Here is a 24,468-nt window from a genome sequence, read left to right as displayed (position 1 = left end):
CCACGCAGACGCCGGCAACCATCCGGATTCAGATCGGATGGCGGCCGGCTTTTTCTTTTTCGGCGCCTGCTTTCTTCGCCACCTTCATCGAGGACATCACATGCAACGCTATCAACTCTTCATCGACGGCCAGTTCAGCGACGCCGCGAGCGGCAACTGGTTCGACTCCTACAACCCCTTTACCGGCGAAGTCTGGGCCCAGATCGCGGCCGGCGGCGCCGAAGACGTGGAGCGCGCGGTACAGGCCGCGCATCGCGCCTTCACCAGCGGCCCCTGGCCGGCCCTCAGCGCCAGTCAGCGCGGCGCGCTGCTGCGCAAGCTGGGCGACCTGATTGCGCGCGATGCCGGCAAGCTGGCCGAATGCGAGGTGCGCGACAACGGCAAGCTGATCGCGGAAATGCGCGGCCAGCTCAATTACATCCCGCAATGGTTCTATTACTTCGGCGGCCTGGCCGACAAGGTTCAGGGCGCGGTGATCCCGCTCGACAAGCAAGACTATTTCAACTTCACGCGGCATGAGCCTGTCGGCGTGGTCGCCGCCATCACCCCATGGAATTCACCGTTGCTGCTGACCGCCTGGAAGATCGCGCCGGCGCTGGCGGCCGGTTGCACCGTGGTGCTGAAACCATCGGAATACACCTCGGCCTCGACACTGGAATTCGTCAGGCTGTTCGAAGAAGCCGGCTTCCCGCCGGGCGTGATCAATGTGGTCAGCGGCTTCGGCAAGGACGTCGGTACACCGCTGGTGGAACATCCGCTGGTGCGCAAGATCAGCTTCACCGGTTCGGACGCCACCGGCCGCGCCATCAATCGCAGCGCCGCCGGCCAGTTCAAGCGCGTCAGTCTGGAGCTGGGCGGCAAGTCGCCCAACATCGTGTTCGCCGACGCCAGGCTGGATGATGCGGTGAACGGCGCGGTGTCGGGCATCTTCGCCGCCACCGGACAGACCTGCATCGCCGGCTCGCGCCTGTTGCTGCAGGAGGACATTCACGACGCCTTTCTGGAAAAGCTGACCGCGCTGGCGCGCACCGCGCGCATGGGCGATCCGCTGGACGGCGGCACTCAGGTCGGCCCCATCACCACGCGCCAGCAATACGAGAAGGTGCTGAGCTACATCGACATCGCGCGTCAGGACGGCGCCCGCCTGGTGCTGGGCGGCGCGCCGGCGACCCGGCCGGAATGCGGCCGGGGATGGTTCATTGAACCGACCATTTTTTCGGAGGTGAAAAACCGCATGCGCATCGCCCAGGAAGAAGTGTTCGGCCCGGTGCTATCGGTGATCCGCTTCAAGGATGAAGAAGAAGCCGCCGCCATCGCCAATGACTCCCCGTATGGATTGGGCGCAGGCGTCTGGACCAGCGACATCGGCCGCGCCTTCCGCATGTCCGCGAAGATCCAGTCGGGTACGGTGTGGGTCAACACTTATCGCGCGGTGAGTTATATGTCGCCCTTCGGCGGCTACAAGGATTCAGGCCTGGGCCGTGAAAACGGCATGGACGCGATCCATGAATATCTGCAGGTGAAAAGCGTGTGGATCAATACCGGCGCAGCGACCGGGAATCCATTCACGATGCGTTGAGTCCGGGTAGGTTTTGGACACAGCGCGGCGCTTGCCCTGGCATGCGCCGCGAGTAAAAACGCCCGGCAAGAACCGAGATGAAAATCGTGGCGCGGAAATGAAAAAAGCCAGCGCGAAGCTGGCTTTTTTGAATTCTGGTGGAAAGTGCAAGTTTCGAACTTGCGACCCCTGCAGTGTGAATGCAGTGCTCTACCCCTGAGCTAACCTTCCGTTTTCGTGCGATTCGCCGGCTGTTTGCCTTCAAATCTCCGAGAGGCGCGATTATGGCACAGAATTATTATCGGAGGCAAGCCCCGCGGCACAGGGCTGGCAAATTATTTACTGCCGATGGTTTGCAGAGGCCCGTGCGCTGAGCCCAGGCCCAGGCAGGCAATCATCAGGCAGCCGGCGCCGGCGCTTCTTCCACCGGCACCACGCGCCACAGGCAGGTGCCTTTGGCGTCCTTGTCGAGGCCGTCAAGCAGGGCTTCGTGCTCGACCAGATCATTGCCTTCCGCCGCCAGCACGATGACCGGCGCCAGCGGCGCCAGCTCCAGCGGCTGGCCGTCGTCGCCGTCCTGATCGCCGCCCAGATCCATGGTCAGCGAATTCTGGCCGCGCGTCAGGGCCAGATAGACTTCGGCCAGCAGCACCGCATCCAGCAAGCCGCCGTGCAAGGTGCGGTGGGCGTTGGAAATGCCGTAACGGTCGCACAGGGCATCCAGCGAATTGCGGCGCCCCGGATGGATTTCCTTGGCCATCTGCAGCGAGTCGATCACTTCATCCACGTGCTCGACGAAAGGCGGCAGGCCCAGGCGATCCAGCTCGGCATCCAGAAAGCCGACGTCAAACGGGGCGTTGTGAATGATGATCTGGGCGCCGCGCACGTAGTCGAGAAACTCGGCCGAGATTTCGGCGAATTTGGGCTTGTCGCTCAGAAACTCGGTGGTCAGTCCGTGCACATTGAGCGCGCCTTCCTCGGAGTCGCGCTCGGGGTTGATGTACATGTGCAGATTGTTGCCGGTGAGCTGGCGATTGAGCATTTCGACGCAACCGATTTCAAGAATGCGGTTGCCGGCGCGCGGGCTCAGGCCGGTGGTTTCGGTATCGAGAATGATTTGCCGCATGAGGTCTGCTCCTTGCTGTGATGCACTTGCTTTGATGGCTGCTGCCGCAATGCAGATCGCCTTGATCTGCCCGGCCTTCTTCAGACCGCTACTTCGACGCCGCGATTGGCCAGCTGGTCGGCGCGCTCGTTGCCGTGGTGGCCGGCATGCCCCTTGACCCAGCGCCATTCGATCTTGTGCTGCGCCTGGGCGGCGTCGAGCGCCTGCCACAGGTCGACGTTCTTGACCGGCTCGCGCGCTGCAGTTTTCCAGCCGCGCGCCTTCCAGCCGTGTATCCATTCGCTGATGCCTTTTTGCACATACTGGCTATCGGTATGCACCACCACTTCGCAGGGTCGCTTGAGCACGCCCAGCGCTTCGATGACCGCCTTCAGTTCCATGCGGTTGTTGGTAGTGTTGAGTTCGCCGCCGAAAATTTCCTTTTCCTTGCCGTCCGCCACCAGCAGCGCGCCCCAGCCGCCTTTGCCGGGATTGCCTTTGCAGGCGCCATCCGAATAAATATCTACTTTGTCCATGCTTGCCTGAATTGTTGCTTGATGAAATTGAAATGCGCGAGGGGCGGCATTGTGCCACGCGCCGCCGCTCGCTGCTCTTTTGCTCTACTGACGGTCGCTCTTGTTGATCTGATTGACGATGTTGTCATGCATGCGATTGGTGGCCGGCACGCCCTTGGGCGCCTTGAGCCTTTGCTTGCTCCAGGCCGGGCCGATCAGACGCATGCCCTGCACCCGCTTGATCGCCTGCACGATATAGACGGCGCCGAAATACGGCCACCAGCGGTCGCCCGCCTTTTCCATGAAATTGAAACGCTGCAGCCATTTGTCCGTCTCGCAGGGCGGCGCATAACAGCCGAAATGGCCGCGATTGACTTCCATGTTGAGCAGCTTGAGCCAGTCCTTGAGCCGCGGCAGGCGGATGAATTCGCCGTCCTGCGGCAGAAAATGGGCGCCGGTCAGACGTCCTGCCGCCTGACGCATGCCCCACAGGCTGCTCGGGTTGAAGCCGCAGATGATGACCTGGCCTTCGGGAATCAGGACCCGCTCCACCTCGCGCAATACCTGATGCGGCTCGGCCGCGAATTCCAGCACATGCGGCAGGATGATCAGATCCAGACTTTGCGAGGCAAACGGCAAATCGCAGAAGTCATGCGCAACGACTTGCGGAATTTCCAGCTCGGACTGGCCTTCTTCCGGCAGCCGGTCGTCGGTCAGCCAGCGATACGGCATGCGATTGGCCTGCAAGGCATGAATCTGCGGCGAGCCGATCTGAACGGCGTTGAAGCCGAAGATATCCGCCGTCAGGGCGTTCAGATGCCGCTGCTCCCAGGCGCGCAGGTATTCGCCGGTCGGCGTACGCAACCAGGAAGCGAGGTCTATAATCGGCTGTTCCGAACTGTCATTCATATTTTCGATTTCACCCTATGACCGAGCAGCCAGCAGCGCCAGCCAATCCGGATCAAAAAAATTCTCTGGAAGTTTTTCCGATTCCCGCCTTCAGCGACAACTATCTCTGGCTGATTCACAACGGGACTTACGCGGCCGTGGTCGATCCGGGTGACGCCGCGCCGGTTCTGGCGGCATTGAAAACGCACGGTCTCACGCTGGCCGCTATTCTACTGACTCATCACCATGCTGACCATGTCGGCGGCGTGGTCGAACTGACAAAACAGGCTGTGTCGGGCGAGTTTCCGGCGATTCCGGTGTATGGGCCGGCGCACGAAAAAATTACCGGCATGACACAAACCCTGCAGGAAGGCGACCGCGTAGAGCTGCCCGCGCTCGGCCTGCAGCTTTCGGTACTCGACGTGCCCGGTCATACCAGCGGCCACATCGCCTACGTCAGCCACCAGCAAGACACATCAGATTGGCTGTTCTGCGGCGATACCCTGTTCGCCGGCGGCTGTGGCCGGCTGTTTGAAGGCACCCCGGCGCAAATGGTGGAGTCGCTTGCCAAACTGGCAAGCTTGCCGGCCGACACCCTGGTGTTTTGCGCGCATGAATACACCTTGTCCAATCTGCGCTTTGCCGTCGCCGTCGACGCCGACAATCCGGCGCTTGTAACTCGGGTAAAAAACGAAACGGCAAAACGCGAACGCGGACAGCCGACCATCCCCTCGACCATGCTGCTGGAACGCCAGACCAATCCGTTCTTGCGCCATACGGAAACAGCTATCGTCAGATCGCTGCAAAATGCCGGACGTTTGGCGACGAACGATCCAATTAAGGCATTCGCAGCGCTGCGCGAGTGGAAAAATACGTACAAATAGACTGCTTTTCCTGTCCGTTCCCGACAAATACCAAGCAAATCAAGGCTTTAGCTTTGTAACAGAGCCTAATTTTTACTTGACTGCGGAAAAGGGTCTTACGTACACTCTGTCAATTCCCCATTTTGGCGCATTCATTCTTTACCTGGCCTTACGTACTTCAGGTACTTTTCCCTGGTAATTTTTCGACAATGAATGCGTGGTGCGAGTCGTGCCGCAGGGGATCTCGCAGCGTCTGCCCGTTGATGCATCTGCAACCGGCGCCTTTTCAGGACGCGTGACTGCAACTTTTTAGCCTTTGGCACAGGATCTCGTCCCCATGCAACGAACATTCAAGAAACTAGCCCTAGCCGCTCTGTTCCTTGCCAGCAGCACCCCGCTTCTCTCCCTCGCCAACGACATCTCGATCTTCCCCGCGCCCTTCAATGCGATCAATCCCGAACTGGCAGCCAATGCCTTGCCCGGAATGAACGACATCGATATCTGGACGCGCATCCGCAAGGGTTTCGGGATTCCCGATCTGGACAATCAACTGGTTGAAAACCAGACCCAGTGGTACAGCTCGCGCCCTGACTATATACAGCGCACCACCGTGCGCGCGTCGCGCTATCTGTTCCACGTCGTCCAGGAGCTGGAAAAGCGCGGCATGCCGACTGAACTGGCGCTGCTGCCTTTCATTGAATCGGCCTTCAACCCGGAAGCGCTGTCGACTGCCAAGGCGGCCGGCATGTGGCAATTCATTCCATCGACCGGGCGCGACTACAACCTCAAGCAAAACATGTTCACCGACGAGCGCCGCGACGTACTGGCCTCGACCGATGCGGCGCTGACCTATCTGCAAAAGCTGTACGGCATGTTCGGCGACTGGCAACTGGCGCTGGCGGCCTACAACTGGGGCGAAGGCTCGGTGCAGCGCGCGGTGAACCGCAATCTGGCGGCCGGCCTGCCGATCGACTTCAATACCCTGTCGGCGCAGATGCCGAACGAGACCCGCAATTACGTACCCAAGCTGCAAGCGGTGAAGAACATCATCGCCAGCCCCAACACCTACAACATCGCCTTGCCCAAGGTCGATAACCAGCCTTACTTCGTGACCATCGGCAAGACCCGCAACATCGACGTCAAGGTGGCGGCACAACTGGCCGAATTGTCGCTGGATGAATTCAAGGCGCTCAATCCGCAGTTCAATCGCCCGGTGATCATCGGCAGCGACGACACCAAGATCCTGCTGCCGGAAAGCAATGCCGAAAAGTTCAAGGCCAATATGTCGCAATGGACACAGGCTTTCTCGAACTGGACTGCACACACCGTCAGCAGCGCGCGCGAACGTATCGAAACCATTGCCAGCAAGTTCGGCACCACGCCTGAAGTCATTCGCAGCGTGAATCAGATCCCGCCACGCATGGTGCTCAAGGCCGGCTCCACCATTCTGGTGCCGAAGAACAGCGAAGAAAGCGCGCTGGAAACCGACATCACGCCTGAACTGGCCGACAGCGCCCGTCTGGCGATTGCCCCCGATGCACCGGAAACCCGCCGCATCTACGTCAAGGCCGGCAAGCGTGACACCCTGGCCGGCATCGCCAGCCGCTATCGCGTCAGCGTGGCCGATCTCAAGCAATGGAACGGTCTGCACCGCGATGTGATCGCCAACGGGCAGCGCCTGCAACTGAACGTGCCGAATCACGCCGCACCTGTAGCCCAGACCCGTGTCGCGCAAGCCCGGCCGCACGTGGTACAGAAAGTCGCCGCACGCAAGGCGGTGGTGGTGGCCAAGAACAATGTGCGCAAGGCGCCGCCGGCCGCACGCAAGGTGGCGCCGGCACGCACCATGTCGCTGGCTTCCAGCAGCGGATCACGCAAACAGTAAATCAGCATGCTGCTCGTGCGCTCAGTTGATGGTGCGCATGGATGTAAAAAAGCCCTTCGAGAAATCGAAGGGCTTTTTTGTTGCTCGCAGCCGGCGGGCGCTACCTCGCTCAAAGCTCACCTCATCGCATTGACCTACACATCCGCAGCATAGGAAGCCGCCGCCAGCAGGCGCTGGGTGTAGGCATGCTGAGGATGCTGCAAGACGGTCTCGGCGGCGCCGCTTTCGACTACCTTGCCGTCTTTCATCACCAAGACCTGATGCGCCATGGCGCGCACCACCGCCAGATCATGGGTGATGAAGAGATAGGCCAGCCCGTGCTTGCGTTGCAGGTCGGCCAGCAACAGCAAGACCTGCTGCTGCACCGTCACGTCCAGCGCCGAGGTGGGCTCGTCCAGCAGCAATAATTCAGGCTGCAGCACCACTGCGCGCGCGATGGCGATGCGTTGACGCTGGCCGCCGGAGAACTCATGCGGATAGCGGCCCAGCATGGCGGCGCTCAGGCCGACTTCCTGCAGGGCGCCGATGACCATTTCGCGCTGCCGTTGCGCACTCAGCTCGGGATGATGCAGCGCCAGGCCCTCGCCCACGATCTGCTCCACCGTGCGCCGTGGCGAGAGTGAAGCATACGGATCCTGAAACACCACTTGCATGCGCGCGCGCAGCGGCCGCAAGGCCTTGCTCGACATCTCGGAAATGCGCGCGCCGTCGAAGTCGATGCGCCCCGCTACCTCGGCCGGCGACAAGCGCAGCAGCGCCATGCCCAGCGTCGACTTGCCCGACCCCGATTCACCGACGATGCCCAGCGTTTCGCCCTTGCGCAATTGCAGATCGACGCCATCGACCGCCGCGAACAAACGCTTGCGGAACCAGCCCTGCTTGATTTTATAGGTGCAGCGCAAGCCCTCGGCACGCAACACCGGCGGCGCATCCGGCACCACGTCTGCCACCGCGCGCTGCGGCTTGCTTGCCAGCAGTTTACGGGTGTAAGGCTGCTGCGGATTGGCGAACAATTCCTGCGTAGCGGCGGTCTCGATCAGCTTGCCTTTTTCCATCACGCCGACGCGATCGGCGAAATGGCGCACCAGATTCAGGTCGTGCGAAATGATCAGCACCGCCATGTTTTCATCACGCTGCAACTGGTTCAGCAATTCCAGGATCTGCACCTGTATCGTGACGTCGAGCGCGGTGGTCGGCTCATCGGCAATCAGCAGCCTGGGCTTGCAGGCCAGCGCCATCGCAATCATGGCGCGCTGCCGCTGGCCGCCCGATAACTGGTGCGGATACGACAAGGCGCGCCGCTCGGGCTCGGGGATGCCGGTCTTGGCCAGCAGCGCGATCGTGCGCTGCGCCGCTTGGCGGGCATTGATGGCTTCATGCTGCATCAGCACTTCCGCAATCTGGTTGCCGATGGTGAACAGCGGATTGAGCGCCGTCATCGGCTCCTGAAAGATCATCGCGACATCCTTGCCGCGCACTTCTTGCATGGCGCGTTCGCTCTTTTGCAGGATGTCGTCGCCCTTGAACAGAATGCTGCCGCCGTACTCGACGTTCTGATTGAGCCGCAACACCGCCAGCGAACTGACTGACTTGCCCGAACCCGATTCGCCGACCAGCGCAAATTTCTCGCCGGGGGCGATGGAGAAACTGATGTCGTCCACCACCGTCGATGCGCCGAAGCGGATAGACAGATTCTTTACTTCCAACAAAGCGCTCATGCCTTCCTCCGCACGTCCAGGGCATTGCGCAAGGCGTCGCCGATATTGGTGAGCAACAACAGCATCACGGTCAAGGTGATGAAGGTTGAGAGCGCAATCCACCATGCGTCGAGATTGTTCTTGCCCTGCGCCAGCAGTTCACCCAGGCTGGGCGTGGACGGGGGCACGCCGAGGCCGAGAAAATCGAGACTGGTCAGCGCCAGAATCGCGGCACTCATGCGGAACGGCAGAAAGGTCACCACCGTGGTCATGCTGTTGGGCAGCACATGACGCCAGATGATCTGACCGCTCGACAGCCCGAGCGCGCGCGCGGCCTGTATGTATTCCAGATTGCGATTGCGCAGAAAGTCGGCGCGCACATAATCCGACAAACCCATCCAGCCGAACAGCGACAACAGGATCAGCAGCATGCCCAGCCCGGGCTCGAAGATGGAAGAAAAAATGATCAGCAGATACAGCTCCGGCATGGCGCCCCAGATTTCCAGAAAACGCTGGAAGTACAGATCGGTACGGCCGGCAAAGTAGCCCTGCAAGGCGCCGGTCGCCACGCCCAGCAACACGCCGATGGCAGTCAGCGCCAGTCCGAACAGAATCGAGACGCGGAAGCCGTACAGCAGACGCGCAAATACATCGCGGCCACGGTCGTCGGTGCCCAGCCAGTTGTCGCTCGTCGGCGGCGCCGGATTGGGTTCCTTGGCGAAGTAATTGAGCGTGTCGTAGCGATAGCGATTGAGCGGATAGACCGCCCAGTTGCCGTCCTTCCTGAACTGGTTCTGAATGAAGGGGTCGAGGTAATCGGCCGGCGAATCGAAGTCGCCGCCGAAGCTCTTGTCCGAATAATCATGCAGCATCGGCAGCATGATCTGGCCGTTGTAACGTGCGATCAGCGGCTTGTCGTTGGACACCAGTTCGGCCACCAGACTGAAGGCGAACAGCGCCAGGAAAATCACCAGGCTCCAGTAGCCGCGCCGGCTCTGACGAAAACGCAGCCAGATGCGACGATTCGGCGAAATCGAAACCGGGATGCCTGCCGGCGTGGAAGAAGATTGCATCGCGCTCATTTGGACAGACTTTCAAACTGGACGCGCGGGTCGGCCCAGACGTAGCAAAGATCACCCAGCAGCTTGACCACCAGACCGATCAGGGTAAACAGATACAGCGTGCCCATCACCACCGGATAATCGCGGCGGATCACCGATTCATACGACAGCAGGCCCAGACCGTCGAGCGAGAACAGGGTTTCGATCAGCAGGCTGCCGGCGAAGAAGGCGCCGATGAAGGCCGCCGGAAAACCGGTGACCAGCGGAATCAGGGCATTGCGGAACACATGCTTGTACAGCACCTTGCGTTCGCTCAGTCCCTTGGCGCGCGCGGTCAGCACGTATTGCTTGCGGATTTCTTCGAGGAAGGTGTTCTTGGTCAGCATGGTCGTCACGGCAAAGGCGCCGGCCACCGAAGCCGTCACCGGCAAGGCGATATGCCACAGGTAATCGGTGATCTTGCCGAACCACGACAAGGTGGCCCAGTTATCGGAGGTGAGACCGCGCAGCGGAAACCATTGCAGGAAACTGCCGCCGCCGAACACCACCAGCAGAAACACGCCGAGCACGAAGCCGGGAATCGAATAGCCGACCAGCACCACCACGCTGGACAGCGAATCGAAACGGCTGCCCTCGCGCACCGCCTTGGCGATGCCCAGCGGCACGGAAATCAGATAGGTCAGGAAAAAAGTCCATAAGCCAATGGTGATCGACACCGGCAGTTTGGATTTGACCAGGGTCCAGACATCGGCATGATGATAAAAGCTCTGGCCCAGATCGAAGGTGGCGAAGCCCTTGAGCATCTGGCCGAAGCGCTCCAGCGGCGGCTTGTCGAAACCGTAGAGCTTCTTGATTTCTTCGATGCGCTGTTCGTCTATGCCCTGGCGTCCGCGATAGCCGCTGGCGCCGCCGCCGGAAGCCTCGCCGCCGCCGGAGCGCCCTTTCATTTCAAGCAGCGCCTGCTCGACCGGGCCGCCCGGCACGAACTGGATCACGGCAAAGGTGATCGCCACCACGCCGAACAAGGTGGGCAGCATCAGCAAGACGCGCTTGAGTATGTAGGACCAGATATTCATGCTCTCAAAATTCCTTGATCGTTGAACTGTGCGGCATCGTCTGCAGACTTAAGGACGCGGCTTTTCTTCCCACCAGGTGCCGATCACATAGGGGTCGGCCTGATAGAACTTCGGCGCGACCGCCGGGATGCCGAAACGGTTCTGATAAGCGATGCGATGCGTGGATGAATACCAGTGCGTCACCACGATGTACTTGTGCAGCAGCACTCTGTCCAGCGCGCGCGCGGCAGCGGTCAGGTCGACCCGCGTTTCGGCCGAGACCAGCGCCTGCACCAGTTGATCGACCACCGGATCCTTCAGGCCCCAGACATTGTTGGAGCCCTTCTGGTCGGCCGCCTTGGAACCGAACATGTCGAACATTTCATTGCCGGGACTGCTGACATCGGGGAAGCGGATACTGGTCATGTCGTAGTCGAAATCTTCCATGCGCTTGGCCACCAGCGCGAAGTCCGCCGTGCGTTGCGTGACCTGTATGCCGAGCGTGCGCAGATTGCGCGCGAACACGCTGATCACGCGCGACAGGGACGACTGATCATCCAGGATTTCAAACTCCAGCGGCTGGCCGGCGGCATTGCGCACGGCGCCGTCGCGGTAGACCCAGCCGGCCTCCTTCAAGAGTTCGCGCGCCTTGAGCAGATTGGCGCGCAGTGAACCGGGCGGATTGGTATTGGGCGGCAGCGGCGCCGGGCCGAATACGGCCGGGTCGATCTTGCCGCCGCGCGCCTGTATCTGCTGCAGCAGCTTCAACTCTTCGCCCTGCGGCGTGCCGGTGGCGGCCAGCTCGCTGTTGTTGAAAAAGGAATAAATGCGGGTGTACTGGTTATAGAAGAGTTGCCGATTCATCCATTCGTAGTCCAGCGCCAGACCGATCGCCTGCCGCACGCGCGGATCCTTGAACTGTTCGCGCCGCAGATTCATGACGAAGCCTTGCATGCCGGCGCCGTTGGAATGCCTGAATTCGCGCTTGATGATGCGGCCGTCGCGGAATTGCGGGCCGGTGTAGCTGCGCACCCAGTTCTTGGCGCTGTACTCGACCACCACGTCGAACTCGCCGGCCTTGAAGGCCTGCAGGCGCGCCACATCATCTGAATAGAAGCGGTAAGCAATGCGATCGAAATTGAACATGCCCTTGCGCGACGGCAGCTCGGCGCCCCAGTAATCGGGATTGCGCTTGTAAGTAATGGCGCGACCGACGTCGTAGCTCTCGATCAGATAGGGGCCGGAGACAATAGGTTTGACCAGCTGGATATTGTCGAAGGAAGTGCCCTGCGCCCACTTGCGCGAAAACACCGGCAGATCGCCGACGATCAGCGGCAACTCGTGGTTGCGGTTCTTGAAATCGAAGCGCACATTGCCGCCATCCAGCACCACCGCCTGTTTGACGTCGGCAAACACCGACTGGAATTGCGGTGCGCCCTTCGCCATCAGGGTGTCGAAGGAATATTTGACGTCGGCGGCCGTCACCGGATCGCCATTATTGAAGCGCGCCTTGGGATTAATGTGAAACGTGACCGAGAGCTTGTCGTCGGCCAGCCGGATGTCGTCGGCCAGCAAGCCATAGACGGTGGCAACTTCGTCGGCCGAAGAGGTGGTCAGGGTTTCGAACATCAGCGCCAGCACCCCGGCGGCGGCCACGCCCTTCATCGACAACGGATTGAATTTGTCAAAGCTGGTGCGGCGATCCGGATTGGCCAGATACAAGGTGCCGCGCTTGGGCGCATCCGGATTGACGTAATCGAAGTGAGTGAAACCGGCGGGGTATTTGGGCGTGTCGTAGAGGGAGAAGGCATGCCCGGCGGCGGCGGGAAGGCTATGCGCGAGCACTGCAGCCAGGAGAGAAGACAATAGAAATTTAATCATGCGTACCGAATATTCCCCGAACGAGTCCGTACAAATTCAAATAATCGAAATCATCAAAAATACGCAAGACGCATGCCTGCGTATGCCGGGCCATTGTACAGAATAGATTTGATACCACCAGAGGGAGAAAGCGGCTCGATCAGCACGAAAAACGCGCAAGCAAATACACAGCCTGATCAGTAAAAATCCAAGCTCCCGCCCTGTCCGCTCAAGCCGGCTTGGCGCCAGAGGTTGCCCCGGCTGGCGCAAGCCCCTACAATCTGGGCCTATTCCGGTGCGGTACGCCGCCCGGAAACCGGAACAACCTTAATTTTGCCGCCTGCGCCTATGCTTCTGAGCTGCCGGCGGCGAATCACACGGAGTCACCATGGCATTTCTGCAAGGCAAAAAAATTCTGATCACCGGTCTGCTGTCGAACCGCTCCATCGCTTACGGCATCGCCCAGGCCTGCAAGCGCGAAGGCGCGGAACTGGCATTCACCTATGTCGGCGAACGCTTCAAGGATCGCATCACCAAGTTCGCGGAAGAATTCGACAGCAAGCTTATTTTCGACTGCGACGTCGGCAGCGACGATCAGATCAATGCGCTGTTTGCCGATCTGGGCAAGTCCTGGAGCCAGCTCGACGGCCTGGTGCACGCCATCGGCTTCGCCCCCAGCGAAGCGATTGCCGGCGACTTCCTGGAAGGCCTGTCGCGCGAAGCCTTCAAGATCGCTCACGATATTTCTTCCTACAGCTTCCCGGCCATGGCCAAAGCGGCCATGCCGCTGCTAAGCCCGAACGCTGCCCTGCTGACGCTGACCTATCTCGGTTCCGAGCGCGTTGTGCCGAACTACAACACTATGGGTCTGGCCAAAGCCTCGCTGGAAGCCAGCGTGCGTTACCTGGCGGAATCCCTCGGCCCCAAGGGCGTGCGCGTCAACGGCATCTCGGCCGGCCCGATCAAGACCCTGGCCGCCAGCGGTATCAAGGGCTTCGGCAAGATCCTCGGCGCTGTGGCCGCTACCGCGCCGCTGCGCCGCAATGTAACGGTGGACGATGTGGGCAATGCTGCAGCTTTCCTGCTGTCCGATCTGGCCGGCGGCATTACCGGTGAAATCACCTACGTTGACGGCGGCTTCTCACGCGTGGTGGGCGGTATCGCAGAATAAGGCGGATGAACAGGCATCAGATTGTCTGATCCAAATGATGCCAAATTCGTTGTTTTACTGTATGATGCGGTTTGTGCGTCGCAATACCCGACGCACAAACAGTTCGAACAACTGTTTTAGCAGCTTCGCAAGCCATATCTGTCTCCAAGACAGTTCGTAGTAAAAGCCCTCCCGCCCTGAGTGTCGCTCAATGACACCGTCCCGGCGCAAAGCTTTTGTGCCGAAATTTCTTTGTATTTTTTCATAGTCATTTCGTCGGTTGGCGTTGCTTTTTTTCGTTCAGGCCATTGATGCCCGGCGCGCTTCCGCTCGCCTGCCGAATTGTGTCTGACGTTCACATTCACGAAAGAGATTATGACTTTTGAAACACTAGGCCTGAACCCATCGATCATCAAAGCACTGACCGAAGCAGGCTATACCGTCCCGACCCCGGTGCAGGAACAGGCAATTCCAGCGGCTATTGAAGGCCGCGATTTGCTGGTTTCGTCGCAGACCGGTTCGGGCAAGACCGCCGCGTTCATGCTGCCTGCGCTGCAAAAGCTGTCGCTGCTGCCGCAAGCTGCCGTGCCGGCCAAGACACCTAACCAGGAAAAGCAAGCGACCCGCGCCCGTGGCGAGCGTCCTCGTTTCCAACCTGCTCAGCCTAAGATGCTGGTGCTGACACCGACCCGCGAACTGGCTCTGCAAGTGACTACTGCAACTGACAAATACGGTTCGTTCATGCGCCGTGTGCGCGCTGTTTCGATTCTGGGCGGCATGCCTTACCCGAAGCAGATGCAATTGCTGTCGAAGAACCCGGAAATCCTGGTGGCGACACCTGGCCGTCTGATCGACCACATGGAATCGGGCAAGATCGATTTCTCGCAACTGCAGATTCTGGTGCTGGACGAAGCCGACCGCATGCTGGACATGGGTTTCATCGACGACATCGAAAAGATCGTTGCTGCCACACCTGACAGCCGTCAGACCATGCTGTTCTCGGCGACGCTGGATGGCGTGGTCGGCAACATGGCCAAGCGCATCACCAACAATCCGCTGGTGATCCAGATTGCAAGCTCGGCCACCCGCCACGAAAACATTCAACAGCGCGTGCACTTCGTGGACGATCTGTCGCACAAGAATCGTCTGCTGGATCATCTGCTGCGCGATGTCACCATGGACCAGGCCGTTGTCTTCACCGCTACCAAGCGTGACGCCGACACGATCGCTGATCGTCTGAACATCGCCGGTTTCTCGGCTGCCGCACTGCATGGCGACATGCATCAGGGCGCCCGTAACCGTACGCTGAACAGCCTGCGCCACGGCCAGGTGCGCGTGCTGGTGGCAACCGACGTCGCGGCTCGCGGCATCGATGTGCCAGGCATCACCCACGTGTTCAACTACGATCTGCCTAAGTTCCCGGAAGACTACGTCCACCGTATCGGCCGTACCGGCCGCGCCGGTCGCAAGGGCACCGCAGTTTCGCTGGTCAACCACGCTGAAGGCATGAACGTGAAGCGTATCGAACGCTTCACCAAGCAAACTATCCCGGTTGATGTCGTCGAAGGTTTCGAACCCAAGAAGACAGCAGCTCCTTCCCGTTCGGCACGCAAGCCAGGCGGCTGGCGTCCAGGCGACAACCGTGGCAACACGGGCGGCAATGGCGGCGGCAGCCGCTACGGCAACGGCAATCGCGAAGGCGGCGGCGGTGGTTATGCAGGCAACGGCAACACTGCCGGTGCAGGTCGCAGCTTCGCCGGCAAGCCGGCTGGTGCTGGCGCCGGTGCAGGCGGCAACGCCGGTCCGCGCAAGGAAGGCGGCTTCAAGAGCGGCGGTTTCCGCTCGGACAACAACAGTGCCCGTCGTTCCTACGGCGATCGCTGATCTGTCGAATACAAGCGCTCGCTGATGCGAGCGCTGCAAAAACAAAAAGCCGCTTCCTTGAAGCGGCTTTTTATTTGTCCAAATTTCCTGCCGTCATTTTTACCGCAGCGCCTGCATGTAAAAACAGCCGACCCCATCATGGGAGCCGGCCTTATTCAATCCACCATTCAGTTCGCGCACTTCACCGTCTGTCCTGCCTGCAAAGCACGCACATTATTCGCAATCGCATCAGCGGCATGACCGACCGCTTTCTGCATCGCCGCCACCACTGCATCAACGCCACTGCCCGGCACCGGCTCGACCACCATCATGCGGCACACGGCGGTTTTTCGGTCGTCGGAACGGGTGATGGTCCAACCGAAAGCGGCTTGCACCTGACCATTACGGGCGGCGTCGAGGTCGCGCAATTCAATTGCGATGCGATAGCTGGGCTGATCGTTGGGACGGCCGCTGCGCGAAACATCGATGGCGCCCAGGCGACTGGATACGCCGGCCGCCAGGGCGTCGCGCAATTCATTGTTGAACGGCGACGACCAGCGCTCCTGCTCCAGCACATCGACCTTGGTGGCGTCGGCGCGCACCACGATCTGCGGCCGCGCCAGACGCTCGGGCACGCTGACCGGCAACACCTCGATAAAGGTCTGGCCACCCGCCGTATTGGCGGCAACATTGCGGGCGGCGTCGGTCTGCACCGCGCCGGCGCTGGCCGGCGTCGCCAGCGTGTAGAAGCGGGTTTCCGGCGAGGTGCCGCAGGCACTCAGCAAAGCTGTAGCCAGCAGCGCCGCAAGCACGGTGTATTTGTTATTGTTGAAACTCATCATTTCTCCTGTTTGCCGCGGATCAGCGATTCCGGATGCTGTTGCAGATAATCGGTCAGCACGCGTATCGATGCCGCCGCCCGCGACAATTCCTGCATGGTGCCGCGAATATCCTGCTGCAGCGGGGCGTCGTCGGACAAGGTACGTTCCGCCGCGTTGAGCGTCTTGCGCGCATCCTTCATCGCCGCCGACACTTCCGGCGCAATGTCGTTGTTCAGACGATTGACCATCTGTTCGGCGCTGCTCAAGGTCTTGTTGAGCGTCTTGATGGTCTGCTGCAAATCGCTGCCGATCTGGTCGAAGGGCACCTTGCTCAGCTTGCTGGCGATGTCTGCGATCTGGGTCTGGATTTCATCCAGGCTGCCCGGAATCGTCGGCAGTTGCAACGGCATCTTATCGACGTCGATCTGCACCGGCGGCGCTTTCGGGAAGAAGTCGATCGCTACATACAATTGGCCGGTCAACAGATTGCCGTTGCGCAGCTGCGCACGCAGCCCGCGCTTGACCAGATATTGCAGGCGCATCTTGTGCGAATATCGTGGATCATTGACGGCGCTGTTGAACTTGCTGCCCAGGCGATCCGGATAGATCACCATCACCACCGGCATGCGGAATTCGCCCTTCTCGCGATCGTACTCGACCCCGATGGAGCGCACCTCGCCCAGCACCACGCCGCGGAAGTCCACTGTGGCACCCGGTTGCAGACCACGCAGCGACTGGTTGAAATACAGCAGCACGGTTTGCGGCTGTCCGTCCGGCTCCTTCATGGCCGTGGATTCGTCGTCGGCCAGAATGAATTCAGCACCTTCCTTGGCCGGCGTGCCGGCCTGATCTTCGTCTTTGTCGCGGAAGGCGATGCCGCCCAGCACCACGGTTGCCAGCGATTGCGTGTGCAGCTTGAAGCCGCTGGCGTTGATCTGCATGTCGAAACCGCTGGCATGCCAGAAGCGTGAATCGATGCTGATGAACTTATCGTAAGGCGCATTCACGAACACGCGCAGAGTCACACCCTTGCCGTCGCTGTCGAGATCGTAGGCCATGACCTGGCCGACTTTGATGCGGCGGTAGAACACCGGCGAACCAATATCGAGCGAACCGAGATCGGTGGTGTGCAGCACGAACTGCTTGCCGGAGGCATCGCGCGTGACAATCGGCGGCGACTCCAGACCGGTGAACTCCTTTTTGCTTTCCTTGGAGTTGCCGGCATCAGCGCCAATGTAGGCGCCCGACAGCAAGGTGCCCAGCCCCGAAATACCGGACGCGGCGACACGCGGGCGCACCACCCAGAAGCGGGTATCTTCGGCATTGAAGCCGGCGGCTTCCTTGGTCAGTTGCACCGTCACCAGCACGTAGGAGCGATCCTCGCTGAGCGAAATGGCCTGCACCTGGCCGATGTCGACATCCTTGAATTTGACCTTGGTCTTGCCGGCTTCCAGGCCTTCCGCCGACCGGAAGCTGATGGTGACCACCGGGCCGCGATCAACCAGAATCTTGGCCACCAGCGTCAGACCAACCACGGCTGCGATGATGGGAATCAGCCATACCAGCGAAGGCAGCCAGTTACGTTGGCGTTCGCGCTTGGGCTGCAACAACGCCGGTGTTTCATTGTGAGGATCGCTCATTCCATTCCTTGATTTCTTTGAATTCTTCCATCGCTATCTGGCTACGCTGCTGCAGCGCCAGGCGCAGTTCAGGATTTAAGTTTCGTGCTCGCCGATTTCTTCATCGTCCCAGATGAGGCGCGGGTCGAAGCTGAGCGACGCCAGCATGGTCAGCACCACCACGGCGCCAAAGGCGGCGATGCCGATGCCGGCGTGAATCGTGGCGAATCCCTTGATCTGCACCAGCCCGGTCATCAATGCCACCACAAAGACGTCCAGCATGGACCAGCGGCCAATGGCTTCGATCACGCGATACAGCTTGGCCCGCTGCAGACGCTGCCAGGTACTGCGACGGCGCGCGCTCAGCACCAGCAGCGTCAGCGCCGCCAGCTTGAACAGCGGCACCAGAAAACTGGCGACAAACACCACCACCGCCAGTTCCCAGGAGCCCGAGACCCAGAAATAAATGATGCCGCTCATGATGGTGTCGCGTTGCTCATCGAACAAGGTGCTGGTGATCATCACCGGCATCAGATTGGCCGGAATGTACATGATGCAGGCGGCGATCAGCAACGCCCAGGTGCGAGTGAGGCTGTCGATCTTGCGTACGTGCAGGCGTGCATGGCAGACGCCGCAGTGTTCGCCGGGCTGCACTTTTTCCCATACCGTACCGCAATCATGGCAGGAGATCAGGCCAGCGTCGCTTGCATTCAGAATTGCAGGCGCGGCGTCAGCATGAAGAGTTTGAGCAGAGTGGTCGGCTGCCGGGGAGGATGAGGAGCGGTTCATGGCGTCTGTTCTCCGCCCTTGCCTGCGGCATCATTTACACCACTCGCCTCATCCGAAGCATGCGCAGCGTGGCCTGCATCCAGCGCCTGTTGTGCCTCGCACATATGCCAGATGTGACGCGGGTCGAAAGAAACCACGACCGTAAGCAACACGGTCAGACCAGCGAATGACCAGAGTGCGGCGCCGGGGATCACTTCCGCCATGTTCGATAATTTGATCAGCGCCACCAGCACGCCCAGCATGAATACCTCAACCATGCCCCAGGGACGCGCCAGTTGCATCAAGCGCATCAGCGGCACAAAACCGGGCGGACGCTTGACGCGCGAAGTCGGCAGCAGCAAATACAGCAGGATGACCATCTGCGCCAGAGGAAACAGAATCGTGGTGGCCAGCACCAGCAGGGCCACTTCAGACATCCCGTCCGAGCTCAGCGCCAACACTGCGCCGAACAAGGTGGTATCGCTGCTCAGGCCTTGCAACTCAATGGTGACGATGGGAAAAGTATTCGCCATCACGAACAGGATCAGCGCTGCCACGGTCAGCGGCAAGAGTCGCTCCAGACGGCTGCCGGTATCGCGGTCCAGTTCGGCGTCGCAACGCAGGCAGCGTGCGATTTCGAGATGCCCGAGCTGCGGCTTGCGATAGACGGCATCGCATTGTTCGCAGACGATCAGATCCGGGCGTTTTTGCATAGGCGGGCAGTTTTAATTGATTTGAGTTATTTAATTGATTGCAGACAAGACAATATAAAAACAAAGTGGTTCGGCTTCATTGCTTTCCGGAACCACTGCTTGCCCCTCTCAAGCGCGACCGCCGCGCTTGCTCGCTCTGAAGCCGAACTGAACAACCCGCTCGGAAGAGTAGCTAAGCAGAATACTCTTAAACGAAATATCGCCACCACGTCAGGAGCAAAATAGTACTGCTCATGAAACGAACCGAGGCGCTTGAAAGCTCACTAGCCGTAGCCTGAGCCGACCACCGAGTTTGGAGCGCTTGCCTCTGAGGGCGTTCAATCCGGCGCGCTCTATTCCGGAAATTGAGCATGAGGACTAAATGACTCTCAGGTAATTAAACCTGTGGACGTCGCGATTCTAACAATAAATACCACCCGGCAAGCTCTTCATTTGCTCATGTAAAGAAGAGCAGACTTGACAAAAGCGGCCGCAATCTTCTAAAGTGGACGGATGAATTCCCCAGCAACATTCTCCCTATCTCTACTGAACAGCGCCAGCGCCCTGCTAGCGTTGCTATCGGTGTCGCTACTACTAGCCACGCGCTAATCCGTTTTTCCTGCAGTTCCCCGCTCGTGCCAGTTCGCAAATTTCGCAGTACTTAGTCGAATCAGGCCGGCAAAATCTAAATACAGCAGTACTCTCGTAAAGCCGATCATGCATTTCAAGCCGATCTCAGCCCGCTCGATCTCAGCCTGTCTGATTCCAGAAGCCGGCGTACGCTGCGCCACGCCCCTCTTCGCGCCTGCTCTGGCGCTGCTATCGCTACCGACCGGTTGTCTGGCCACGCGTTAGTGGCAGCCAGACAGCCCCTCAGCCACATCGAACGTATTCACAAATTCACAAGCTATTAAAGAGGTTCATCATGATGTTAAGCAATCCGGCGGCAAAATACCGCGCATTTCCTCAAGTCCCCTTGGCTGACCGCACCTGGCCAAACCAGATTATCGCCAAGCCGCCGATCTGGATGAGCACCGACCTGCGCGATGGCAACCAGGCTCTGATCGAGCCCATGAATGCAGAACGCAAGCTGCGCTTTTTCGAGATGCTGCTGAAGATAGGCCTGAAGGAAATCGAAGTCGGCTTCCCTTCCGCCTCGCAGACTGACTTCGATTTCGTGCGCAAGCTGATCGAAGAAAACCGTATTCCCGATGACGTCACCATCATCGTGCTGACGCAGTCGCGTGAAGAACTGATCCGCCGCACCATCGATTCGCTGGCTGGCGCCAAGCAAGCCATCGTTCACCTGTACAACTCGGTGGCGCCGGCATTCCGCAAGATCGTGTTCAACATGTCGCGCGACGAAATCAAGAACATCGCCGTCACCGGCACCCAACTGGTCAAGGAACTGACCGACGCCCGTCCGGAAACTCAATGGCGCTATGAATACTCGCCGGAATCCTTCAGCACCACCGAACTCGATTTCTCCAAGGATATCTGCGACGCCGTCTGCGAAACCTGGGGCGCCACGCCGGAACGCAAGGTCATCCTGAACCTGCCGTCCACCGTCGAATGCAGCACGCCCAACGTCTACGCCGACCAGATCGAATGGATGTGCCGCAACCTCAAGCACCGCGCCTCCACCATCATTTCGGTCCACCCGCACAATGACCGCGGTACCGCCGTCGCCTCCGCCGAACTGGCCGTGATGGCAGGCGCCGATCGCGTTGAAGGCTGCCTGTTCGGCAACGGCGAACGCACCGGCAACGTCGACCTGGTGACGCTGGCGCTGAATCTGTACACCCAAGGCGTCAATCCCGGCCTGAATTTCTCCGACATCGACGTCGTGCGTCAGACCGTCGAGGAATGCAATCAGATTCCGGTGCACCCGCGTCATCCCTATGTCGGCGATCTGGTCTTCACCGCCTTCTCCGGTTCGCATCAGGATGCAATCAAGAAGGGCTTCGCCAAGCAACAGGCCGACGCCATCTGGGAAGTGCCTTACCTGCCGATCGACCCGGCCGATCTGGGTCGCAGTTACGATGCGGTGATCCGCGTCAACAGCCAGTCCGGCAAGGGCGGCATGGCGTATTTGCTGGAGCAGGAATACGGTCTGGAATTGCCGCGCCGTCTGCAGATCGAATTCAGCCGCGCAATCCAGCGCGAAGCGGATGCGACCGGCAAGGAAATCGCCGCCGCCGACATTCACGCCATCTTCAAGCGCGAATATCTGGACCGCGTCGAACCTTATGTCTATCGCGCCCACCGCATGACGGAAGATTCCTCGCAGGAACAATCGATCAAGATCGAAATCGACATCGTCCGCGCCGGCAGCCCGATCACCCTGCGCGGCACCGGCAACGGTCCGATCGACGCCTTCGTCAACGCGCTGAATCTGGACATCAAACTGATGGACTTCCATGAACACGCCATCGGCGCCGGCGCCAACGCGCAAGCCGCCAGCTACATCGAGCTGCGTCTGAATGAAGCACCGACCGGCTTCGGTGTCGGCATCGACGCCAACATCGTGACCGCCTCCTTCAAAGCATTGATCAGCGCCATCAATCGCCAGATCGCGATTGCTGAAAGCGCCAACCAGCCTGCATCGTCACAAGCGAAAGCAGCCTGATAAAGAATGCGGCCGGCGATCCCGGCCCATCATGAAAAACGCCGGCGCATCAGCCGGCGTTTTTGTTTTCTGAAACCGCCGAACGCCATCAGATGGGGCCGACGATTGCAATGCATCAAAGCGATTTCGCCAACCGTATGCCGCTGAATTGCCAGCGCGCCGCGGCCGGAAAGAAGTTGCGATAACTCAGCCGCGCATGGTTCAGAGGTGTGGCGATCGACGAGCCGCGCAACACATACTGATTCACCATGAACTTGCCGTTGTATTCGCCGACCGCACCCTGCGGCGCGCTGAAGCCGGGATAAGGCGCGTAGCTGCTGCTGGTCCATTGCCAGGCCACGCCGAAGAACTCAATTCCCTCCACGCGCGGCTCGCAGGCTGCATGCTCCCATTCCGCCTCAGTCAACAATCTGGCGCCGGCCCAGCGCGCGTAGGCGTCGGCTTCGTAATAGGAGAGATGCAGCGCCGCGCGGTGCGACTCCAGCGGCAGCAAACCGTACTCGGTAAATTCCAGCCAGTTGCCGGCTTCGTCCTGCTGCCAGTACAGGGGCTGATACAGATTCAGCTGGCGCCGCCACTCCCAGCCTTCGGACAGCCAGAGCGCCGGATCGTCATAGCCGCCGGCTTCGATGAATTGCAGATATTCCAGATTGCTGACCAGCCGCGAGGCACACGCGAATGCTTCCACGAATTGCCGATGCAGCGGCAATTCATTGTCGAAGCAAAAACCGTCTTCGTCATGCCCGACCTGCACGATGCCGGCCTCGAAGCTGCGCCATTCAAGCGGGGTCGCCAGCGCCGCCGAATCGCGCAAGGCAGGCGTCGGCGCCTGATACGCCGGCTTGAGCGGATTGATCGACAGCAGATGCTTGATATCCGTCAGCATCAATTCCTGATGCTGCTGTTCGTGCTGCAAACCCAGTTCCAGCAAGGTATCGAAACCGCCGACATCCATCTCGCCGTCGCGCCAGCCCTTGGAGGCTTCGATCAAACGCAGCATGCGCTGATCGATATCCTTGCGATAAGCCAGCACCTCATCCAGTGCAGGCCGCGTCAGCAAGCCGCGCTGCGGACGCGGGAATTTTTCGCCTACGCCTTCGTAATAGGAATTGAACAGCACGCGATAAGCAGGATGCCAGGCATGAAAGTTCGGTTCGAAACGCTCCAGAATGAAGGTTTCGAAAAACCAGCTGGTATGCGCCAGATGCCACTTGACCGGGCTGGCGTCGGGCATCGACTGCACGCAGCAATCCTCGGCCGACAGCGGCTCGGCAATCACCAGCGATTGCCGCCGCACGCGGCGGAAGCGCTCGCTCATCTGCAGGCGATTGCGTAATCTGATTTCCTGCATGGCAGCATCTACCGCCTGATCGATCACGATTGCTTCGGATGTTTCATCTTCACTATGCATGTGCGCTCCATCGCTTCATCTTTATCCGGCTCCTGCTTGCCTCAACATTTCCCACCCACGCCCTAGCACTTAGCGCGCACGCGCATGGCAGACCATGAACCAGCGCCGCTCGTCGAACCACATCTGGCAATCGCCGAAGCCGGCTTGCTGCAGCAAGGCCTCAAAACCTTCCGGCGTGAATTTGTAGCTATTTTCGGTATGAATGCGCTCATGCTGACGGAACACGCGGCGGCCGCCGTCGGCCCAGCGCACCTGCAGATCGCGGCGCGCTTCCAGATGCATTTCCACGCGCTGGAGTTCGGCGTTGAAGAAGCCGTGATGCTGCCAGTCGCGCGGATTGAAATCCGCTTCCAGAAGGCGATTCACATGATTCAGCATGTTCAGATTGAACGCGGCGGTCACGCCCAGCTCGTCGTCGTAGGCGGCGTCCAGCACCTTGCTGTCCTTGACCAGATCGATACCGATCAGCAGGCCGCCGGCCTCGCCGACTTCCGATGCGTGACGAATCCGGCGCAGGAACTCCAGCGCCTGTTCCGGCGCGAAATTGCCGAGCGAAGAACCGGGATAAAAGAACAGGCGCCGGTCGCGGCCGACTGCCGCCGGCAGATTCAGCTCGGCAGAAAAATCCATCGCCACGTCATGCATGGGAATGTCAGGAAATTTCTGGCGCAGATCATTGACCGCCTGGCTCAGGAAATCGCCGGAGATATCCACCGGCACATACTGCCGTGGATGCAGCACCGGAAACAGCCGTGCCGCCTTGGCGCAATTGCCGGCGCCGAGATCGATCATGGTGACCCCGAGCCCGATGGCCGTGGCGATATCCTGCTGATGGCGCGCCATGATCTGCGCCTCGGTGCGGGTCGGATAATATTCCGGCAACTCGCAGATCGCTTCGAACAGGCGCGAACCAAGTGCATCGTAGAGGTACTTGGGAGAAATGCCGGCCCGTTCCGCCATCAGACCTTGCTGCAGCTCCTCACGCATTTGCCATTCCTCGGGGGTATGCTGCGTTTTTTGTATCAATC

General features: G+C 59.9%; 19 protein-coding genes and 1 tRNA gene. 6 read left to right on the top strand and 14 right to left on the bottom strand.

Translation table 11 applies throughout. The features are described 5' to 3' along the window. Positions 1-100: 100 nt before the first annotated feature. Positions 101-1,579 carry an aldehyde dehydrogenase gene (locus tag PQR62_RS03270; RefSeq protein WP_408154778.1) on the top strand — a complete coding sequence of 493 codons (1,479 nt, stop codon included), beginning with the start codon at positions 101-103 and terminating at the stop codon, positions 1,577-1,579. A gap of 135 nt (positions 1,580-1,714) precedes the next feature. Here PQR62_RS03270 and PQR62_RS03265 read toward each other — a convergent pair. From PQR62_RS03265 to PQR62_RS03250, 4 genes are all read right to left on the bottom strand, one after another. Next, a tRNA-Val gene (locus PQR62_RS03265) sits at positions 1,715-1,789 on the bottom strand. Between the two features lie 166 nt (positions 1,790-1,955). Beyond that, the gene (dnaQ, locus tag PQR62_RS03260; protein ID WP_408154776.1) at positions 1,956-2,684 is read right to left on the bottom strand and encodes a DNA polymerase III subunit epsilon; all 729 of its coding nucleotides are present in this window, start codon (positions 2,682-2,684) and stop codon (positions 1,956-1,958) included. Between the two features lie 80 nt (positions 2,685-2,764). Further along, positions 2,765-3,199: a ribonuclease HI gene (rnhA, locus tag PQR62_RS03255; protein WP_408154774.1), complete on the bottom strand. Its 435-nt coding sequence runs from the start codon at positions 3,197-3,199 to the stop codon at positions 2,765-2,767. Between the two features lie 84 nt (positions 3,200-3,283). Then, positions 3,284-4,087 (bottom strand): class I SAM-dependent methyltransferase, encoded by an 804-nt coding sequence (locus PQR62_RS03250; protein WP_408154772.1) that lies wholly within the window; start codon positions 4,085-4,087, stop codon positions 3,284-3,286. A 17-nt stretch (positions 4,088-4,104) separates the two neighbouring features. Between PQR62_RS03250 and gloB the strand changes: the two genes are divergently transcribed. Both gloB and PQR62_RS03240 read left to right on the top strand, forming a co-directional pair. After that, positions 4,105-4,950, top strand: a complete 846-nt coding sequence (gloB, locus tag PQR62_RS03245; protein WP_408154770.1) for a hydroxyacylglutathione hydrolase — start codon at positions 4,105-4,107, stop codon at positions 4,948-4,950. A 316-nt stretch (positions 4,951-5,266) separates the two neighbouring features. Continuing rightward, the gene (locus PQR62_RS03240; RefSeq protein WP_408154768.1) at positions 5,267-6,814 is read left to right on the top strand and encodes a transglycosylase SLT domain-containing protein; all 1,548 of its coding nucleotides are present in this window, start codon (positions 5,267-5,269) and stop codon (positions 6,812-6,814) included. A gap of 134 nt (positions 6,815-6,948) precedes the next feature. On the opposite strand, the gene PQR62_RS03235 is transcribed toward PQR62_RS03240, so the two are convergent. Genes PQR62_RS03235 through PQR62_RS03220 form a run of 4 tightly spaced genes read right to left on the bottom strand, consistent with a single transcriptional unit; the run spans position 6,949 to position 12,508 of the window. Continuing rightward, positions 6,949-8,532: an ABC transporter ATP-binding protein gene (locus PQR62_RS03235; protein WP_408154766.1), complete on the bottom strand. Its 1,584-nt coding sequence runs from the start codon at positions 8,530-8,532 to the stop codon at positions 6,949-6,951. Then, positions 8,529-9,593: an ABC transporter permease gene (locus tag PQR62_RS03230; protein WP_408154764.1), complete on the bottom strand. Its 1,065-nt coding sequence runs from the start codon at positions 9,591-9,593 to the stop codon at positions 8,529-8,531. Before PQR62_RS03230 ends, PQR62_RS03235 begins: the two co-directional genes overlap by 4 nt. Continuing rightward, positions 9,590-10,648, bottom strand: a complete 1,059-nt coding sequence (locus tag PQR62_RS03225) for a microcin C ABC transporter permease YejB (RefSeq protein WP_408154762.1) — start codon at positions 10,646-10,648, stop codon at positions 9,590-9,592. The genes PQR62_RS03230 and PQR62_RS03225 overlap by 4 nt, the downstream gene beginning before the upstream one ends. 48 nt (positions 10,649-10,696) lie before the next feature. After that, entirely contained in the window at positions 10,697-12,508 is a 1,812-nt protein-coding gene (locus tag PQR62_RS03220) for an extracellular solute-binding protein (RefSeq protein WP_408154760.1), read from the bottom strand. Positions 12,509-12,875: 367 nt separating this feature from the next. Here PQR62_RS03220 and fabI point away from each other — a divergent pair, with 367 nt between their 5' ends. Further along, positions 12,876-13,658: an enoyl-ACP reductase FabI gene (fabI, locus tag PQR62_RS03215; RefSeq protein WP_408154758.1), complete on the top strand. Its 783-nt coding sequence runs from the start codon at positions 12,876-12,878 to the stop codon at positions 13,656-13,658. 354 nt (positions 13,659-14,012) lie between these two features. Continuing rightward, the gene (locus tag PQR62_RS03210) at positions 14,013-15,521 is read left to right on the top strand and encodes a DEAD/DEAH box helicase (RefSeq protein ID WP_408154757.1); all 1,509 of its coding nucleotides are present in this window, start codon (positions 14,013-14,015) and stop codon (positions 15,519-15,521) included. A gap of 167 nt (positions 15,522-15,688) precedes the next feature. On the opposite strand, the gene PQR62_RS03205 is transcribed toward PQR62_RS03210, so the two are convergent. From PQR62_RS03205 to PQR62_RS03190, 4 genes are all read right to left on the bottom strand, one after another. Beyond that, complete coding sequence (locus tag PQR62_RS03205; RefSeq protein ID WP_408154755.1) at positions 15,689-16,342, bottom strand: PqiC family protein; 654 nt, start codon at positions 16,340-16,342, stop codon at positions 15,689-15,691. Further along, positions 16,339-17,961: a PqiB family protein gene (locus tag PQR62_RS03200; RefSeq protein WP_408154753.1), complete on the bottom strand. Its 1,623-nt coding sequence runs from the start codon at positions 17,959-17,961 to the stop codon at positions 16,339-16,341. Before PQR62_RS03200 ends, PQR62_RS03205 begins: the two co-directional genes overlap by 4 nt. A gap of 75 nt (positions 17,962-18,036) precedes the next feature. After that, entirely contained in the window at positions 18,037-18,729 is a 693-nt protein-coding gene (locus PQR62_RS03195; RefSeq protein ID WP_408154751.1) for a paraquat-inducible protein A, read from the bottom strand. Then, complete coding sequence (locus tag PQR62_RS03190) at positions 18,726-19,421, bottom strand: paraquat-inducible protein A (protein WP_408154749.1); 696 nt, start codon at positions 19,419-19,421, stop codon at positions 18,726-18,728. Before PQR62_RS03190 ends, PQR62_RS03195 begins: the two co-directional genes overlap by 4 nt. 904 nt (positions 19,422-20,325) lie before the next feature. On the opposite strand from PQR62_RS03190, the gene leuA reads away from it, so the two are divergent. Then, positions 20,326-22,029 (top strand): 2-isopropylmalate synthase, encoded by a 1,704-nt coding sequence (gene leuA / locus PQR62_RS03185; protein ID WP_408154747.1) that lies wholly within the window; start codon positions 20,326-20,328, stop codon positions 22,027-22,029. Between the two features lie 115 nt (positions 22,030-22,144). Here leuA and egtB read toward each other — a convergent pair whose 3' ends face one another. After that, positions 22,145-23,440 (bottom strand): ergothioneine biosynthesis protein EgtB, encoded by a 1,296-nt coding sequence (gene egtB, locus PQR62_RS03180; protein WP_408154745.1) that lies wholly within the window; start codon positions 23,438-23,440, stop codon positions 22,145-22,147. A gap of 69 nt (positions 23,441-23,509) precedes the next feature. Further along, positions 23,510-24,427 carry an L-histidine N(alpha)-methyltransferase gene (gene egtD, locus PQR62_RS03175; protein WP_408154743.1) on the bottom strand — a complete coding sequence of 306 codons (918 nt, stop codon included), beginning with the start codon at positions 24,425-24,427 and terminating at the stop codon, positions 23,510-23,512. Positions 24,428-24,468: the final 41 nt, after the last annotated feature.

The organism is Herbaspirillum lusitanum (genome assembly GCF_046025995.1).
Classification (GTDB): domain Bacteria; phylum Pseudomonadota; class Gammaproteobacteria; order Burkholderiales; family Burkholderiaceae_D; genus Herbaspirillum; species Herbaspirillum lusitanum_A.
The sequence above is the reverse complement of the archived record's forward strand: the minus strand, read 5'-3'. Positions and strand labels throughout refer to the sequence as shown.